The sequence below is a fragment of the Pseudomonas sp. AU11447 genome, from assembly GCF_001672555.2.
Classification (GTDB): Bacteria; Pseudomonadota; Gammaproteobacteria; order Pseudomonadales; family Pseudomonadaceae; genus Pseudomonas; species Pseudomonas nitroreducens.
In genome coordinates, this window is sequence record NZ_LZDG02000089.1 from 248964 (window position 1) to 264453 (window position 15490).

Here is a 15490-nt window from a genome sequence, read left to right on the forward strand (position 1 = left end):
ATGCAGCAAGGTGCATCCATCCTGCAGGCGTTCGACACCCTGCAACTCCTGCAGGCCTGGTGGTGGCCCTTCTGCCGGATCATGTCGGTGTTCGCCCTGGCGCCGATCTTCAGCCACAAGGCGATCCCCATGCGCCTGCGCATTCTCCTCGGCCTGGCGCTGACCGTCGCCCTCGGTGCCGCGCTGCCGCGCCCGCCGGCCATCGACCCGCTGTCCGCCCAGGGCCTGCTGGTGACGCTGGAGCAGATCGCCTTCGGCCTGATGCTGGGCCTGGCGCTGATGCTGGTGTTCACCGTGTTCACCCTGGTGGGCGACGTGATTTCCACCCAGCTCGGCCTGAGCATGGCGGTGTACAACGACCCCATGAACGGCGTGTCGTCGTCCTCGATCCTCTACCAGCTGTACTTCATCCTGCTGGTGTTCCTGTTCCTCTCCATCGATGGCCACCTGCTGGTGGTGAGCATCCTCTACCAGAGCTTCATCTATTGGCCGGTGGGCAGCGGCCTGCATTACCTGGGGCTGGAGTCGGTGGCCGGCAGCCTGGCCTGGGTGTTCGCCGCCGCCGTGCTGATCACCCTGCCGGTGGTGTTCTGCATGACCCTGGTGCAGTTCTGCTTCGGCCTGCTGAACCGCATCTCGCCGGCACTGAACCTGTTCTCCCTGGGCTTTCCCATGGCGATCCTGGCGGGCCTTGCGTGCATCTGGCTGACCCTGCCGGACATCCCCGAGAACTACCTCAAGCTCACCCGCCAGTTGCTCGACGCCATCGGCGTGATCTTCCGCGAGGGGCGCCATGGCTGAGCAGCACAGCGCCCAGGAAAAGACCGAAGAGGCCTCCCAGCAGAAGCTCAGGAAGAGCCGCGAGGACGGCCAGGTCAGCCGCTCCAAGGACCTCTCCACCACGCTCTCGCTGCTGGCCACGCTGATCGCCCTGAAGTTCTGCGTGGAGTATTTCTACGACGGCCTGAAGCAGGGCTTCGCGCTGTCGTTCATCGACCTGAGGAACAGCGAGATCGGCCTCGACGACCTGCCGCTGGTGCTCGGCCACCACCTGGTGCTGTTCATCACCACGCTGCTGCCGCTGCTGGTCACACCGCTGCTGGTGGTGCTGTTCTCGATGATCCCCGGCGGCTGGATCTTCTCCAGCAAGAACTTCATGCCCAAGCTGTCCAAGCTCAACCCCATTACCGGGCTCGGGCGCATCTTCTCGCTGCAGAACTGGACGGAGCTGGCCAAGTCGCTGCTGAAGATCGCCGTGCTGATCGCCGTCGCCCTCTACCAGCTCAACGGCGCCCTGCCCGGCCTGCTTGCCTTGCAACGCGGCGACGTACGCAGTGCCATCGCCACGGCTTTCAGCACCTTCTACGACATCACGCTGTCACTGCTGGTGGTGTTCATCCTGTTCTCGGTCATCGACATCCCGATCCAGTACTTCTTCTTCAAGAAGAAGCTGCGCATGACCAAGCAGGAGCGCAAGGAAGAGCACAAGAACCAGGAAGGCCGCCCGGAAGTGAAGGCGCGCATCCGCCAGTTGCAGCGCCAGCTGGTGCACCGGCAGATCAGCAAGACGATCAAGACCGCCGACGTGGTGATCGTCAACCCGGTGCACTTCGCCGTGGCGCTGCGCTATGACCCGAAGAAGGCCCAGGCGCCCTACGTGGTCGCCAAGGGCCTCGACGAGACCGCGCTGTACATCCGCAAGATGGCCAAGGCCCACGACCTGGAAGTGCTCGAACTGCCGCCGCTGGCCCGTGCGATCTACGCCACCACCCAGGTGAACCAGCAGATCCCGGCGCAGCTGTACAAGGCCGTCGCCCACGTCCTGACCTACATCCTCCAGCTCAAGGCCTGGCGCTCCGGTCGCCGTGAACGGCCGGAGCTGATTCGCAATGTCCCCATTCCCGAAGAACTGCTGAACAGAGTCTGACCATGCGCCTACTGCAGTCACTATTGCCGACCTTCCAGAGCGGCCGCATCGGCATCCCGCTGATCATCCTGTCGATCCTCTCGATGATCATCCTGCCGCTGCCGCCGCTGGTGCTGGACGCCCTGTTCACCTTCAACATAGTGGTCGCCATCCTGGTGCTGCTGGTCAGCGTGTCGTCGAAGAGCCCGCTGGACTTCTCGCTGCTGCCCACGGTGATCCTGGTTACCACGCTGCTGCGCCTGACCCTGAACGTCGCCTCCACCCGCGTGGTACTGCTCGACGGCCACACCGGCACGGGCGCGGCGGGCAAGGTGATCGAGGCCTTCGGCCACGTGGTGATCGGCGGCAACTTCATCGTCGGCCTGATCGTCTTCGTGATCCTGATGATCATCAACTTCATGGTCATCACCAAGGGCGGCGAGCGCATCTCCGAGGTCACCGCGCGCTTCACCCTGGATGCCCTGCCCGGCAAGCAGATGGCCATCGACGCCGACCTCAATGCCGGCCTGATCGACCAGAACGAAGCCAAGCGCCGCCGCTCGGAAGTGGCCAAGGAAGCCGACTTCTACGGCGCGATGGACGGCGCCTCGAAGTTCGTCCGTGGCGACGCCATCGCCGGCATCCTGATCCTGCTGATCAACCTGTTCGGCGGCCTGGCCATCGGCGTCTTCGTCTACGACCTGCCCGCCGGCGCAGCCTTCCAGCGCTACGCCCTGCTGACCATCGGCGACGGCCTGGTAGCGCAGATCCCGGCGCTGCTGCTGTCCACCGCCGCGGCGATCATCGTCACGCGGGTCAACGAGTCCGCGGAAATCACCAGCCTGGTGCGCCGGCAGATGCTCGCCTCGCCGTCGCTGCTGTACACCGTCGCCGGCATCCTCGTGGTGCTCGGCCTGGTGCCGGGCATGCCGCACACCGCCTTCTTCGCCTTCGCTGCACTGGTGGCCTTCATCGCCTGGCGGCTGTCGCTGGCCGGCCCGCCCATCGAGGCGCAGACGCTGGAGCAGACCCAGGCGCTGACGCACGCGATGGACCAGGAAAAGGCGCAGCAACTGGCCTGGGAGGACATCCCGCTGGTGGAGCGGCTGTCGATCTCGCTGGGCTACAAGCTGGTCAGCCTGGTCAACGAGGCCAGCGGCGCGCCGCTGCCGCAGCGGATTCGCGGTGTGCGCCAGACGCTCTCGGAGAACCTCGGCTTCCTCCTCCCGGAAGTGCAGATTCGCGACAGCCTGCGCCTGAAGGCCTCGCAGTACGCCATCCACATCAACGGCGAGCGCATCGACGGTGCAGAAATCCACGCCGACCGGCTGATGGCGATTCCCTCGCCGGAGCTGTACGGCGAGATCGACGGCATCCTCGGCGTCGACCCGGCGTACCGCATGCAGGTGGTGTGGATTCTGCCGGCCGACAAGTCCCGCGCGCTGAACCTGGGCTACCAGGTGATCGACTGCGCCAGCGTGGTCGCCACGCACCTGAACAAGGTGGTGCGCGAGCACCTGCCGGACATCTTCAAGCATGACGACGTCGAACACCTGATGCAGCGCCTGACCCTGCAGGCGCCCAAGCTCGCCGAATCGCTGAAGGCGCAGCTGACCTATTCGCAGCAGCACCGGGTGTTCCGCCAGCTGCTGCAGGAGGAAGTGCCGCTCAAGGACATCGTCACCATCGCCAGCGCCCTGCTCGAAGGCAGTGAGACCACCAAGGACCCGGTGCTGCTGGCCTCCGACGTACGCTACGCGCTGCGCCGCAGCATCGTTTCGTCGATCGCCGGCGACCGCCCGGAGCTGACCGTGTTCGTCCTGGAGAACGCCCTGGAGAACACCCTGCTCGGCGCCCTGAGCATCGCCCAGCAGGCCGGCCCGGTGAGCCTGGACAACATCCCGGTGGAACCCAGCCTGCTCAACCAGCTGCAGCACAGCATGCCGGTGGTAAAGGAAAAACTGCGCAAGGAAGGCCACCCGCCAATCCTCACCGTGATGCCGCAACTGCGGCCGCTGCTGGCGCGTTATGCGCGGGTGTTCAGCCCAGGGCTGCACGTGCTGTCGCAGAACGAGATTCCGGAGCGGGTGGGGGTACAGATATTGGGGACGCTGGGGTGATGGGGTCTGGCGGAGCGGGTGCTTTTCTGAGCGTTCGGCGCGGGGTCTTCCCCTCTCCCAATGGGAGAGGGAACTGTCTGGAGCGGGCTGATATTTCCACGCTCGCCGACTGACTCCTGAATAGCCACAACACACCGATCGGCCCCCTCTCCTCCTGGGAGAGGGCTGGGGTGAGGGCCCGCCCGAGCGCCGATCTACCCCTCCCGAAGATCCATCACGACAACCGCGCCCGCCCCAACAGGCTGCGGTTGAAGCTCACCGACATCGACGTCACCAGCTCGGTAAACGCCGCACTCGGCCGATCCAGCTTGAACCCCTGCTCGAAGCGCGCGTTCTTGGCATCCTTCTTCGACCACTGGCAGATCGCCGTGATATCCACCGAACGGGTGTGATCCTCACGTACCGGAATCTCCAGGCGCATATCGTAGCAGCTGCCCGGCGCCAGCGGTTCCTCCGTCACCAGCCGCAACCCGCCCATCGAGACATCGAGGACCGTCCCCATGGAATCGCCGCTCAGGCGGTTGGTCACGTTGATCTGGCCGATGTGGCGGAAGGTCAATCGACGGTGCTTGCGCATGCTGGCCTCTTGTAGGGAACGGGCTCTGGGACGGACGGGGAAGAAAAACGCGCGCATCCTAGCAGCGCCAGTCGCTCAAACGAACTCAAAAGCTATCAACTGGCCAGTATTTGCGGCAGATCCCTCTCGCCTTCCATCGCCGCGCGCGCCGCTGCAGCAATGCAACGGATATTCTGCAGACGTGTGCTGCACGCTTGCATGGAGTGCTGCGATTTTGCACACACCCCTTCAGCCCCCCCCGCGGCGCACGGGCGTTTCAGGCTGGCATGCAACATGCCTTGCTCTCCCTGCGGGCCGCCGAGTGGCCGCACCGTCGTGTTGGGAATCTGCATTGGAGATCTGCCTTGGAGGGAGAAATGGACCCGCTAAAACTGCTGCTGGACAGAGGCCTGTTGCTGTCCGACAGCCTGACGTCCCAGGGACGCTTCATCGAAGTCTCCGCCGAGCAGACCGACCAGCTCGGGTACCCGCCGGGCTCGCTGGACGGCCAGGGTGCCGAACTGATCTACACCGCCGACTCGCTGAACGCGCTGATGCAGCTGTTTGCCAACCCGCCGGCCGATGAACGCGTGCAGGACCTCGAGTTGACCCTGATCCGCCACAGCGGCGGCCTGCTGCCGGTGCTCGCCAGCGGCGTGCTGCAATGGCGCGACGGCGAGCCGGCGCGCCTGCACCTGGTGAAGATGCCGCTGGGGCCGGTCAGTCGCCGCCTGGGCGAGCTGCAGAGCGCCAATGAAGTGATGAGCCAGATGCTCTTCAGCGCGCGGGTGGCCTACTGGTGCATCGAGTTCGCCGAGTCGGTGGATGTGCGCGAGACACCGGACGAGATCGTCCGCCAGGTGTTCGAGAACCGCTCCTACTGGCGCATGTGCAACCGCGCCATGGCCAACATCTACGAGATGCCCGCCGACGTCGATTTCAGCGAACAGCCGGTGCGCCTGTACTGGCCGCGCAGCCCGGCCAACGAGGAGTTCGTGCGGCGCCTGATCGAGGCGGAATTCCACGTCGATGGCGCGCTGTCGGTGGACCGCCGTCATGACGGCTCGCCGGCCTACGTGGAGAACGACGTGCGCGCCAGCATCCACAACGGCCGCCTGCTGCGCATGTGGGGCAGCCTGCGCGACGTCAGCCAGGAGCTGCGCATGCAGCACGACGCCGAGCAGCGTATCGAAGCACTGCGCCGGGTGTTCGACGCGGTGCCCGACGCGGTGCTGGTGATCGACGAAGCGGCCCAGCCGCAATGGCGCAACGCGGCCTTCGAGCAGACCTTCGGCATCACCCGCGCCGCCGGCCTGGCCTCGACACTGAACCGCATGCCACTGCCCGAACGCACCTGGCAGGTGCTCGACCTGCCGGACCAGTTCGGCAACTACCAGTCCTTCAACAGCCACTGCTCGCGCATCCTCATCCGCGAGGGCGTGGCCTGGCGCGTCTTCGTGCTGCGCTTGGCGAACAAGGCGACGGAGCTACATCCATGAGCAAAGAAGCATGAGCGAAGAAGGCTTCTTCGCGCCGCTACGGATGGGCATGCGCTCCTCGGTCAGCGCGTCCGGAGAGATGCTCTCCGCGCTGCTGGAGACGCCGGCGCTGCATGCCCTGCTCGACAGCTTCAGCGAGGCGCTGATCGTCTGCGACGGTGACTCGCGGGTGCGCTTCATCAACCTCGCGGCGGAGCGGGTCAACCGCGTTACCCGCGTCGATGTGCTGGGCCTGCCCGACGTGGACTTCTTCCAGCGCTCGGCGCTGCAGTTCGACGATTTCCAGCAGGCTCTGCGCCGTGGCGGCAAGAGTGCACTGACCCGTTCCCGCGATGGCCGGGTGTTCCTCACCCGCGCCCAGGCCGTGCCCACCGGTGCCTACGAGAAGCCTTACAACCTGCTGATCCAGCGCGAATACGAGCCGGGCACCGCCGGCAGCCTGCGCAGCCCTTCCGGGCGCGCCTCCACCACCGACCTGCAGGGCCTGGGCGACCCGCAGGACAACGCGCTGCACATGTCGCCGCTGCTCTCCTCCATCGCCGACATGGGCGTGCGCGCCTTCCGCCGCCGCGCGCGCCTGCTGCTGCTCGGCGAGCCCGGCGTCGGCAAGACCGCCATCGCCCGGCACATCCACCGCGCTGCCGGCTGGGGCGACCGGCCCTTCATCGACGTGAACTGCGCGAGCATCCCGGAAACCCTGTTCGAGTCGGAAATGTTCGGCTACGAGCGCGGCGCCTTCACCGGCGCATTGCAGTCGGGCAAGCGCGGCTATATCGAGAGCGCCTCGGGCGGCACGCTGTTCCTCGACGAGATCGGCGAGATCCCGCTGCAGGTACAGGCCAAGCTGCTCAAGTTCCTGGAAGACGGTACCATCCAGCCGGTAGGTTCACCGCTGTCGAAACAGGTCCAGGTGCAGGTGATCGCCGCCACCAACAAGGACCTGCGCGCCCAGGTCGCGGCCGGCGAATTCCGCGCCGACCTCTACTACCGCCTGGCCGTGCTGCCGGTGGAAATCCCGCCGCTGCGCGCCCACCGCGACGACCTGCCGGTGCTGATGGACATCCTCCTGGCGCGGATCAACCGCGACCGCCAGCCGCCGCTGCGGTTGTCCTCGGCATGCCGCGAACGCCTGCTGGGCTATGACTACCCCGGCAACATCCGTGAGCTGGTGAACATCTTCGAACGCCTTGCCGTACTGGCCGACGATGTCGCCGATGAACTGCACCTGCCGCCGGAACTGCTCGGCGCGCCGCCAGCCGGCAGCCCCGTCGCGCTCGACGAACCGGCTGCGGCCATCGACGACCAGCCGCTCAAGGCCCAGGTGCAGCGCTACGAACGCCAGGTGATCCTGCGCGCGGTGCGCCTGTGCGGCAGCAAGCGCAAGGCGGCGATCCACCTGGGCATCGACGTCGGCACGCTGATCCGCAAGTTGCAGCGCGACGACTGAGCGCCGCCTGACATAGCGCGCCTTGTCCCAAAGCCCCTCACCCTAACCCTCTCCCAGAGGGAGAGGGGACTGATCGGCGCGAGCGTCACCTAACGAGCTCGCCGGCTACCCCCAGCTTTCAGAGCGCTCCAGACGGCCCCCTCTCCCTCTGGGAGAGGGCTGGGGTGAGGGCAGCCGCAGGCACCGAGGTACGACAAGGTTCGCGAACAAGGACTAAGCGCTCCCTTCTCTCCTGCAAAAGCCCACCATCCATGCATCCGCGGGACTACCCGGTCACGCGGCTTTTACGCATCCAGCACAAATGCCCCTGCGACAATCCACCGCTGCATCCCTGCCTACAGCCGTTGTCATTTCTGCTTACACCTCTGATCTCGTATTTTTACTTTTCCTTTAAATTTCAATTACTTAACTATTTGGCACAGTCTGTGCCCTGTCTCCTTCGACCCGTGACCGTGCGCGGGTCCTCGAATCGCGCTGGCACTCCTGACCGAGAGAGCCGGCAGTTCTGGAGGCACAAGAATAATGCTCATCACAGGTATCAAGAGCCGGCCGGTCTACGACCAGTTGCGCCCGCTCGCCGGCGGCAACCACCACATCATCGCCGGCCAGGGCAGCGGCGGCAGCGCCATGCTCCGTCTGCTCGCCGAAATGCCGCGCACCGCGCCCATCCGCGTGCTGTATTCCAGCGAATCCTTCTCCGGCCAGGATCACCTCGCCGCACTGCGCGACATCACTGACGTCGAGCTTTCGATCTACCCGAGCAACCGCGCGCTGGTCGATGACCTGCACGCCCTGCTGGGCCAGTCGCGCATGGGTACCCGTCTGTACCTGGCCGGCTCCGAGAGCTTCATCGGCACCGCCATGCAGGCCGCCGACGCGATCAACCTGAACAAGGACGAAGTGCTGCGCGAGCACGCCGGCTCCTTCGTCCGTCGCGTCTGGTGCGTGCACTGCGACGGCTACACCGAGAACGTCACCCAGCGCGTCTTCGACTGCCCGCACTGCGCCCGCACCCTGGTGGTCCGCGACCACTACTCCCGCCGCCTCGCCGCCTTCCAGGCCGTGAAGGCTGACGCCGAAGTCCCCGGTGAGCTGCCGGAAGCCGAGGAGCTCGACACATGAGCCAGTCCAACGGAACCCTGAATGTCCGCGTCACCCGTATCGAGCAGGTGACCCCGGAGATCAAGCGCTTCACCCTGGCCTCCACCGACGGCGCGCACCTGACCCCATTCTCCGGCGGCAGCAACGTCGTGGTGCTGATGCCCCACGCGGCCGGCACCTACCGCAACGCCTACTCGCTGATGAGTTCGCCGTACGACGCCAGCGCCTACCAGATCGCCGTGCGCCGCGTGGAAGAAGGCCGTGGCGGCTCGAAGCACATGCATGACGTGGTGCAGGAAGGCGACGAGCTGGAAATCCTCCGCCCGGTGAACCTGTTCCCGCTGAGCAAGCACGCGCGCCTGCACCTGTTCATCGCCGGCGGCGTAGGCATCACCCCGGTGTGCTCGCAACTGGCCGAGCTGCGCCTGCGCGGCACGCCCTTCGAAGTGCACCTGGCGGTGCGCGGCGACGCCCATGCGCGCCTGGGTGAAGAACTGCTGCAGGAATACGGCGATGCCGTGCGCCTGTACCGCGACGAGCGAGGCGAGCGCCTGGACATTTCGGCGGTGCTGGCCGACCGGCCGCTGGGCAGCGACGTCTACGTCTGCGGCCCCGAGGGCATGATCCAGGCGACCATCGATGCCGCCCATGCCCACGGCTGGACCGACAGCCACATCCACTACGAGCGCTTCCTCGAACAGGGCAGCGTCGGCGAGGCGTTCCAGGTCACCCTGGCGCGCAGCGGCGCGCGCATCCAAGTGTCGCCCGACCAGAGCCTGCTGGAGGCCGCCGAGGCCGCCGGCCACGACATCCCGTACCTGTGCCGCGGCGGCGCCTGCGGCATGTGCGAGACCAACGTCCTCGAACTGGATGGCGAAATCCTCCACACCGACGACTGGCTGTCCGACGAGGACAAGGCCGCCAACAAGAAAATCATGCCCTGTGTGTCGCGTGCCAAGTGCTCGCGGCTGGTCATCGACTGCTGAGCCGGAGAACGACCATGACCATCCAATTCCGCCCCGACGAAACCTACCGCGACGACTACACCTACGCGAACAGCCAGGCCTGCATCGACCGCGCGCCCTGGCCCTTCCCGGACGACGAGTACATGTACTCGATGAACCTGGAGCCGCACGTCTCGGTGGGCAACGACGCCTTCCGCGCGGTGTTCGACATCGACGAGCACTACATCAGCGAATGCCGTGACCGCGCGATCACCCTGGAGAAGGACCCGGGCATGCACTACGTCTCCGCGCCGCACATGATGGAGGCGCAGTGGGACCTGCTCGAGCTGATCATGGAGGCCTATGCCAAGGACTACCCGGAGTACTTCTCCCTGGAGAAGGACGGCACCCGCTGGCACTGGACCAACAAGCTGCTGAACATCGACGACACCTTCACCTTCGGTGATCCGGCGACCCTGCCCTACGAGCCGATGGAGTACGTCACCCGCCAGGCCCAGGGCGACTGGGTATTGCAGGAAGAACGCGACGGCACCCTGTACTGGGGCGCGGGCATCGCCACCCAGCGCGCCGACTACTCGCTGCGCTTCAACCTGGGCATGGCCTGGCACGAGTTCCACGGCCCGGTGCCGCTGGTGAAGGAAACCGGCATGCTCGACCGCGCGCTGAAGTTCCTCCTGCGCCTGCGCAACGGCCACCCGGTGCGCCGCCTGAACTGGTCGCTGACCGTCAACCCGCGCCTGGACGTCTCCGCCGAGTCCCTGCCCGAGTGGGCGCCGGACCGCACCACGGTGACCGCCGAGAACGCCGGTCAGAAGGTCTACTTGCGCATCGAACTGCAACCGCTGCACCGTCTGCCGCGCAGCAACGCCATCGTGTTCCCGATCCGCACCTACCTGCTGAGCCTGGAAGATATCACCACCAACCCGGCGTGGGCCAAGCGCATGCACCGCGTGCTCAAGTCCCTCGACCAGCAGCTCGTCGACTACAAGGGCTTCACCCGCTACCACCAGCAGGCCGTGGAGTGGCTCTCGAAGTACGACGACGGCCAGTGATCGTCGCTTCGCACACATAAAAAACCAACCCGAAAAGGGAACCGGCGGGCGTCGTGAGGCCCGCCGGACGAATGCCTTCTGCCCATCAACCCCTGAGAGGAAACAACGATGAGTGGGTCCCCTGCCAAGCGTGCCGCTGGCGTTACCGATCAAGACGCCGAGCAGCTCGCTGCCCTCGGCTACAGCTCCAACTTCGAACGCAGCATGGGCCTGTGGGAGAACTTCTCCCTGGGCTTCACCTACCTGTCGCCGGTGGTCGGCGTCTACACCCTGTTCGGCCTGTGCCTGGCCGCTGGTGGTCCGCCGATGTTCTGGACCTACCTGCTGATCGGCCTGGGCCAGTTGCTGGTGTGCCTGGTGTTCTGCGAAGTGGTCTCGCAATTCCCCATCTCCGGGGGCGTCTACCCCTGGGCCCGTCGCCTGGTGGGCAAGCGCTGGGCGTGGATGGTCGGCTGGGTGTATGCCTGGGCGCTGTGTACCTCCATTGCCGGCATCGCCGTGGGCGCCAGCCCGTACATGGCCGCCTTGCTCGGTTTCGACATGCACGGCAACGCCGCCATCGGCATCGCCCTGGGCCTGATCGCCCTGTCCACCGTGCTCAACCTGTCCGGCACCAAGCTGCTCGCCCGCGTCGCCATGTTCGGCTTCATCTGCGAGCTGGGCGGTGCACTGCTGGTGGGCGGCTACCTGCTGATCTTCGAACGCCACAACGACTTCAGCGTGCTGTTCAACACCTTCGACATCAAGGTCGACGGCAGCTACTGGCCGGCCTTCCTCGCCGCATCGCTGGCGGGCCTGTTCCAGTACTACGGCTTCGAAGCCTGCGGTGACGTCGCCGAGGAGACCCCGAACCCCGGCAAGATGATCCCCAAGACCATGCGCATGACCATCTACATCGGTGGTGCGGCGGCGATGTTCGCCTGCCTGGCGCTGATCCTCTCGGTGCCGGATATCCAGCGCGTGATCAACGGCGAAGACACCGATCCGGTGACCACCATCCTCGCCAACGCCTTCGGCCCGGTGGGTTCGAAGCTGGTGATGGCGGTGGTGATGGTGTCGTTCGTCTCCTGCGTGCTGAGCCTGCAGGCCGCCGCCAGCCGCCTGCTGTTCGCCTATGCCCGCGACGAGATGATCGTCGGCAGCAAGGCCCTGTCGAAGCTCAACAGCAACCACGTACCGGCGGTCGCGCTGATGGTGGCGGGCGTGATGCCGGCAGCCATCGTCTGCCTGGGTCTGTTCATGGCCGATGCAGTGGCCACCATCGTCGGCTTCGCCGCGATCGGCATCTACATCGCGTTCCAGTTGATCGTCGTCGCCGCGCTGATCGCCCGCGCCAAGGGTTGGGCACCGGGTGGCCAGTTCACCCTGGGCAAATGGGGCGTGCCGGTGAACGTCGCGGCGCTGATCTATGGCGTGGCGGCGATCACCAACATGGTCTGGCCGCGCACCCCGGACGCGCCCTGGTACATGAACTACTCGATGATCCTCACCACGGTGATCGTGCTCGGCGCCGGCCTGCTCTACATGCTGCTGGCCAAGCCCTACGACAAGGGCACTGCGCCAGCGGGCGACGCCCACCGGATTTCCCGCCGCCAACCATCCGTGCGCGCTGCGGGCGCGCTGACCGAACCGGCTTGATCGCAACGTTGACGCAATTCGGGCCATACGCCTGAGGGGCTGCGTCTGGAGCGCCACCTTTCCCGGGTGACGCTCCCCTGCGTTTGCGCAACGGACCGCCTTCTGCCGAGGGTTGGTCCGTTTTTTTATTCCCGGCGGAACGACTTTTGTAGGATGGGTGGAGCGAAGCGATACCCATGCTGCCCGCGCGCCGAATCGATGGGTATCGCTCTGCTCCACCCATCCTACGTTCAATCTTTCCTGAACGATTTGAAGCGGGGCCTAGCGGGCGATCCACAGCAGGCACAACGACAGGGTCACCAGCGAACCCAGGGTGGACAGCAGGATGCTCCGCGACACCACCGCCGCCTCGCGCTGGTAGTACTCGGCGAGCATGAACGGCCCGGTGCCGGTGGGCAGCGCGCTGAGCAGCAGCGCCGAATCGGCCCACAGCGGCGGCAGGTCGAAGACCTTGTAGGCGAGGAAGCCGGTGAGCAACGGCTGGCCGATCAGCTTGATCGCCACCAGCGGCCAGGCGCCGACCTGCTCGCCTCGCACTTCCTGCTTCTGCGCCAGAAACAAGCCGAGCGATACCAGAGCACAGGGCGTCGTCGCGGCGGCGAGCATGTCGAGGAAATGCAGCAGCGGCGCTGGAAGACCGATGCCGGTCACTGCCCACAGGCCGCCGATAATGGGTGACACCACCAGCGGGTTCTTGCCCAGCGCCTTGGTCACCACCCACACGGCGCGGCCGATGTGCTTCTCCCCCTGCAGGCCGACCTCGATGCACACCACCGAGATGGCAAACAGCACGCAGACCACCAGCAACGAGGCGATCAGCGCCGGCTCCAGGCCATCCTGGCCGAACACCAGCAGGCACAGCGGGATGCCCATGTAGCCGGTGTTGGCGTAGGACGCGCTGAGCCCGTCGATGCTCGCCGCCGGCAACGGCCGGCCCTGCAGCAGGCGCCAGGCCAGCGTGGCGAAGAACACCAGCAGGCAACCGGCGGTAAAGGCGGCAAGGAACCCCGGCTGCCAGATTTCCGCCCAGGTCGCGGTGGCGGTGACCTTGAACAGCAGTGCCGGCAGGCACAGCCAGACCACCAGCTTGTTCACCTCCGACGCCGCCTGCGGGCCGAGGCGGTTGCTGCGCCGGCACAGCCAGCCGACCAGGATCAGCGCGAAGATCGGCAGGACGACGGCGAACACGGTGTGCATGGCAGGGAACCTGGAGAACGGGAGCGGCAGGCGAGCATAGGGTTGCCAATTGATACCGTCCAATGCTTACTAGGGTGCCCATCCATACCCTTTCCGTATCGATGATCGACTTCCGCCAATTGCGCTATTTCCTCGCCCTCGCCGAGCACCTGCACTTCGGCCGTGCCGCCGAGGCGCTGCACATTACCCAGCCGCCGCTGAGCCGGCAGATTGCCGCGCTGGAGGAAGAGCTGGGCACGCCGCTGTTCGCCCGGCATTCCCGCTCGGTGGAGCTGACCGCCGCCGGCCGCGATTTCCAGCAGCACGCCCGCGCCCTGCTCTCCGGCCTGGATCTCGCCGTGCGCGCCGCCCGTGCCACGGCGCGCGGGGAGCGCGGCGAGCTGCGCATCGGCTTCACCATGCTCGCTGCCTGGACGCTGCTGCCGCGCCTGCTGAAGACCTTTGCCGATGGCCACCCGGAAGTGAAACTGGTACTCAACGAGGTCCTGCCACGCGACCTCGGCCCGGCGCTGGACAACGGCGAAGTGGACGTCGCCCTGACCTTCCCCGAACGCGAGCCGGGCCAGCGGCTCTACCGCACGCTGCAGCGCGAGCCCCTGTGCGCGGTGCTGCCGGCGGATCATCCACTGGCGCAATCAACCGAACTGGACGTGGCGAAGCTCGCCGGCGAGCCTTTCATCACCTTCCCGCCCGCCACGGCGCCGGCGCTGCACGAGTCGGTGATGGACTGCTGTCGCCAGCATGGATTCGCCCCGTCAGTGCGCATGGAAACGCACCTGCAGCAGACCATCGTCAACCTGGTGGCCGAGGGGCTGGGCGTGTCCCTGGTGCCCGACTCGATGCGGCGCATGCAACTGCCCGGCGTGGCCTTCCGCGCCATCGCGGCTTCGCCGCAGGTGGAGTACGGCGCAGCGTGGAGCCCGCACAACGACAACCCGTGCCTGGCGGCGTTTCTGCGCAGCGTGGGTGCGGTCGAAGCCTGAGATGTAGGGCGCATAGCCCGTTCCGGGTTATGCGCCCTACGGTCGATAGAGTGCCACCCGCTAGACCCGCCCAGTCACCGGAATGCATGCGCCGGTGATCGCCGCGGCGTCTTCGGAGGCGAGGAACAGCAGGGTTGCCGCCAGTTGCTCCGGCCGCACCCAGCGGTCGAACTCGGCATCGGGCATGTCGGCTCGGTTCTGCGGGGTGTCGATGATGCTCGGCATCAGCGCGTTGACGGTGATTCGCGCGTCCTTCAGTTCTTCCGCCAGCGCTTCGGTCAGGCGCATGACGCCGGCCTTGGACGCCGCGTAGGCGCCCATGCCCAACGCCGCGCGGTTGGCCGCTGCGGCGGCGATATTGAGGATGCGTCCGCGCCCACGCGCCTTCAGGTGGCCAAGCGCGGCCTGGCTGGAGACCACGGCGGTGCGCAGGTTGATGCGGTACATCAGGTCCCAGGTGTCGACGTCGCCGTCGGCCAGGGTTTCCCAGTGGAAGCCGCCGGCCACGTTGATCAGCGCATCGAGGCCGCCGAAATGCTCGTTGACCTGCTCCAGCGCCGCGCGGGCGGCGGCAGGATCGGTGAGGTCGATACCGCCGATGGACAGCGCCCCGGCCTGTGGATAACGCGGCCCGACGGCACGGTCGAGCAGCGCGACCTGCCAGCCGGCATCGGCAAACGCCTGGCCGACCACGCTACCCAGATGGCCGAAGCCGCCGGTGATGGCGACGATCCTGTTCATGTGGTGCTTCCTCGCGAAGAAGTGGGAGGCGCACTTATAGGGTTAGCAGGCCCGGCGTGAAAGGTCGCGGGCGCCAGATGAGGGGACGGATCGGGACGGGGGATTTCCGGGGAGATTCCGTGCTGGGCGATCCCTCTCCCCACCCCTGGCTGCGTGCCCCGCTCCAAAGGGAGAGGGGGCTGTTCGGCGCGCTCAGAGGTTTTGGCGCCGAAAGTTTTCCGGTGGTTTCAACGGAAGTTAAAGGGAGCGATGCCTTGGAATCCGGCACGGTCGGTCCCCTCTCCC

The 15490-nt window shown here is 66.3% G+C and carries 13 protein-coding genes; 10 read left to right on the forward strand and 3 right to left on the reverse strand.

What is annotated here, in order from left to right:
* From fliR to A6723_RS29010, 3 genes are read left to right on the forward strand one after another with little or no spacing between them, the layout of a single operon-like run.
* The gene (gene fliR, locus A6723_RS29000) at positions 1-801 is read left to right on the forward strand and encodes a flagellar biosynthetic protein FliR (protein WP_054909497.1); all 801 of its coding nucleotides are present in this window, start codon (positions 1-3) and stop codon (positions 799-801) included.
* Positions 794-1927 carry a flagellar biosynthesis protein FlhB gene (flhB, locus tag A6723_RS29005; RefSeq protein ID WP_054909496.1) on the forward strand — a complete coding sequence of 378 codons (1134 nt, stop codon included), beginning with the start codon at positions 794-796 and terminating at the stop codon, positions 1925-1927. Before fliR ends, flhB begins: the two co-directional genes overlap by 8 nt.
* A 2-nt stretch (positions 1928-1929) precedes the next feature.
* The gene (locus tag A6723_RS29010) at positions 1930-4026 is read left to right on the forward strand and encodes a flagellar biosynthesis protein FlhA (protein WP_045213356.1); all 2097 of its coding nucleotides are present in this window, start codon (positions 1930-1932) and stop codon (positions 4024-4026) included.
* Positions 4027-4240: 214 nt separating this feature from the next.
* On the opposite strand, the gene A6723_RS29015 is transcribed toward A6723_RS29010, so the two are convergent.
* Positions 4241-4603: a PilZ domain-containing protein gene (locus A6723_RS29015; protein ID WP_054909495.1), complete on the reverse strand. Its 363-nt coding sequence runs from the start codon at positions 4601-4603 to the stop codon at positions 4241-4243.
* Positions 4604-4959: 356 nt separating this feature from the next.
* Between A6723_RS29015 and A6723_RS29020 the strand changes: the two genes are divergently transcribed.
* The 6 genes from A6723_RS29020 to A6723_RS29045 all read left to right on the forward strand — a co-directional run bounded on the left by A6723_RS29020 (position 4960) and on the right by A6723_RS29045 (position 12284).
* Positions 4960-6081, forward strand: coding sequence for a PAS domain-containing protein (locus A6723_RS29020; protein WP_024767258.1), 1122 nt, complete (start codon positions 4960-4962; stop codon positions 6079-6081).
* Positions 6082-6091: 10 nt separating this feature from the next.
* On the forward strand, positions 6092-7528 hold the full coding sequence (locus tag A6723_RS29025; protein ID WP_054909494.1) for a sigma-54-dependent Fis family transcriptional regulator: 1437 nt from the start codon (positions 6092-6094) through the stop codon (positions 7526-7528).
* A gap of 522 nt (positions 7529-8050) precedes the next feature.
* Positions 8051-8650 carry a dimethylamine monooxygenase subunit DmmA family protein gene (locus A6723_RS29030; protein ID WP_024767257.1) on the forward strand — a complete coding sequence of 200 codons (600 nt, stop codon included), beginning with the start codon at positions 8051-8053 and terminating at the stop codon, positions 8648-8650.
* A complete protein-coding gene (locus A6723_RS29035) occupies positions 8647-9615 on the forward strand; it encodes a PDR/VanB family oxidoreductase (protein WP_054909493.1) in 969 nt (322 codons plus the stop codon). Before A6723_RS29030 ends, A6723_RS29035 begins: the two co-directional genes overlap by 4 nt.
* A 14-nt stretch (positions 9616-9629) precedes the next feature.
* A complete protein-coding gene (locus tag A6723_RS29040; protein WP_054909492.1) occupies positions 9630-10646 on the forward strand; it encodes a DUF3445 domain-containing protein in 1017 nt (338 codons plus the stop codon).
* A 108-nt stretch (positions 10647-10754) separates the two neighbouring features.
* Entirely contained in the window at positions 10755-12284 is a 1530-nt protein-coding gene (locus A6723_RS29045) for an APC family permease (RefSeq protein ID WP_054909491.1), read from the forward strand.
* A 261-nt stretch (positions 12285-12545) separates the two neighbouring features.
* On the opposite strand, the gene A6723_RS29050 is transcribed toward A6723_RS29045, so the two are convergent.
* On the reverse strand, positions 12546-13481 hold the full coding sequence (locus A6723_RS29050; RefSeq protein WP_054909490.1) for an AEC family transporter: 936 nt from the start codon (positions 13479-13481) through the stop codon (positions 12546-12548).
* 74 nt (positions 13482-13555) lie between these two features.
* On the opposite strand from A6723_RS29050, the gene A6723_RS29055 reads away from it, so the two are divergent.
* A complete protein-coding gene (locus tag A6723_RS29055; RefSeq protein WP_256234008.1) occupies positions 13556-14464 on the forward strand; it encodes a LysR substrate-binding domain-containing protein in 909 nt (302 codons plus the stop codon).
* Between the two features lie 60 nt (positions 14465-14524).
* On the opposite strand, the gene A6723_RS29060 is transcribed toward A6723_RS29055, so the two are convergent.
* Entirely contained in the window at positions 14525-15205 is a 681-nt protein-coding gene (locus A6723_RS29060; protein ID WP_054909488.1) for an SDR family NAD(P)-dependent oxidoreductase, read from the reverse strand.
* Positions 15206-15490: the final 285 nt, after the last annotated feature.

Bases quoted from the DNA above. Each gene is read 5' to 3' on its own strand.
- flhB (WP_054909496.1), top strand. From the start codon at position 794: ATGGCTGAGCAGCACAGCGCCCAGGAAAAGACCGAAGAGGCCTCCCAG.
- A6723_RS29050 (WP_054909490.1), bottom strand. From the start codon at position 13,481: ATGCACACCGTGTTCGCCGTCGTCCTGCCGATCTTCGCGCTGATCCTG.
- A6723_RS29040 (WP_054909492.1), top strand. From the start codon at position 9,630: ATGACCATCCAATTCCGCCCCGACGAAACCTACCGCGACGACTACACC.
- fliR (WP_054909497.1), top strand. From the start codon at position 1: ATGCAGCAAGGTGCATCCATCCTGCAGGCGTTCGACACCCTGCAACTC.
- A6723_RS29020 (WP_024767258.1), top strand. From the start codon at position 4,960: ATGGACCCGCTAAAACTGCTGCTGGACAGAGGCCTGTTGCTGTCCGAC.
- A6723_RS29035 (WP_054909493.1), top strand. From the start codon at position 8,647: ATGAGCCAGTCCAACGGAACCCTGAATGTCCGCGTCACCCGTATCGAG.
- A6723_RS29025 (WP_054909494.1), top strand. From the start codon at position 6,092: ATGAGCGAAGAAGGCTTCTTCGCGCCGCTACGGATGGGCATGCGCTCC.
- A6723_RS29060 (WP_054909488.1), bottom strand. From the start codon at position 15,205: ATGAACAGGATCGTCGCCATCACCGGCGGCTTCGGCCATCTGGGTAGC.
- A6723_RS29045 (WP_054909491.1), top strand. From the start codon at position 10,755: ATGAGTGGGTCCCCTGCCAAGCGTGCCGCTGGCGTTACCGATCAAGAC.
- A6723_RS29010 (WP_045213356.1), top strand. From the start codon at position 1,930: ATGCGCCTACTGCAGTCACTATTGCCGACCTTCCAGAGCGGCCGCATC.
- A6723_RS29015 (WP_054909495.1), bottom strand. From the start codon at position 4,603: ATGCGCAAGCACCGTCGATTGACCTTCCGCCACATCGGCCAGATCAAC.
- A6723_RS29030 (WP_024767257.1), top strand. From the start codon at position 8,051: ATGCTCATCACAGGTATCAAGAGCCGGCCGGTCTACGACCAGTTGCGC.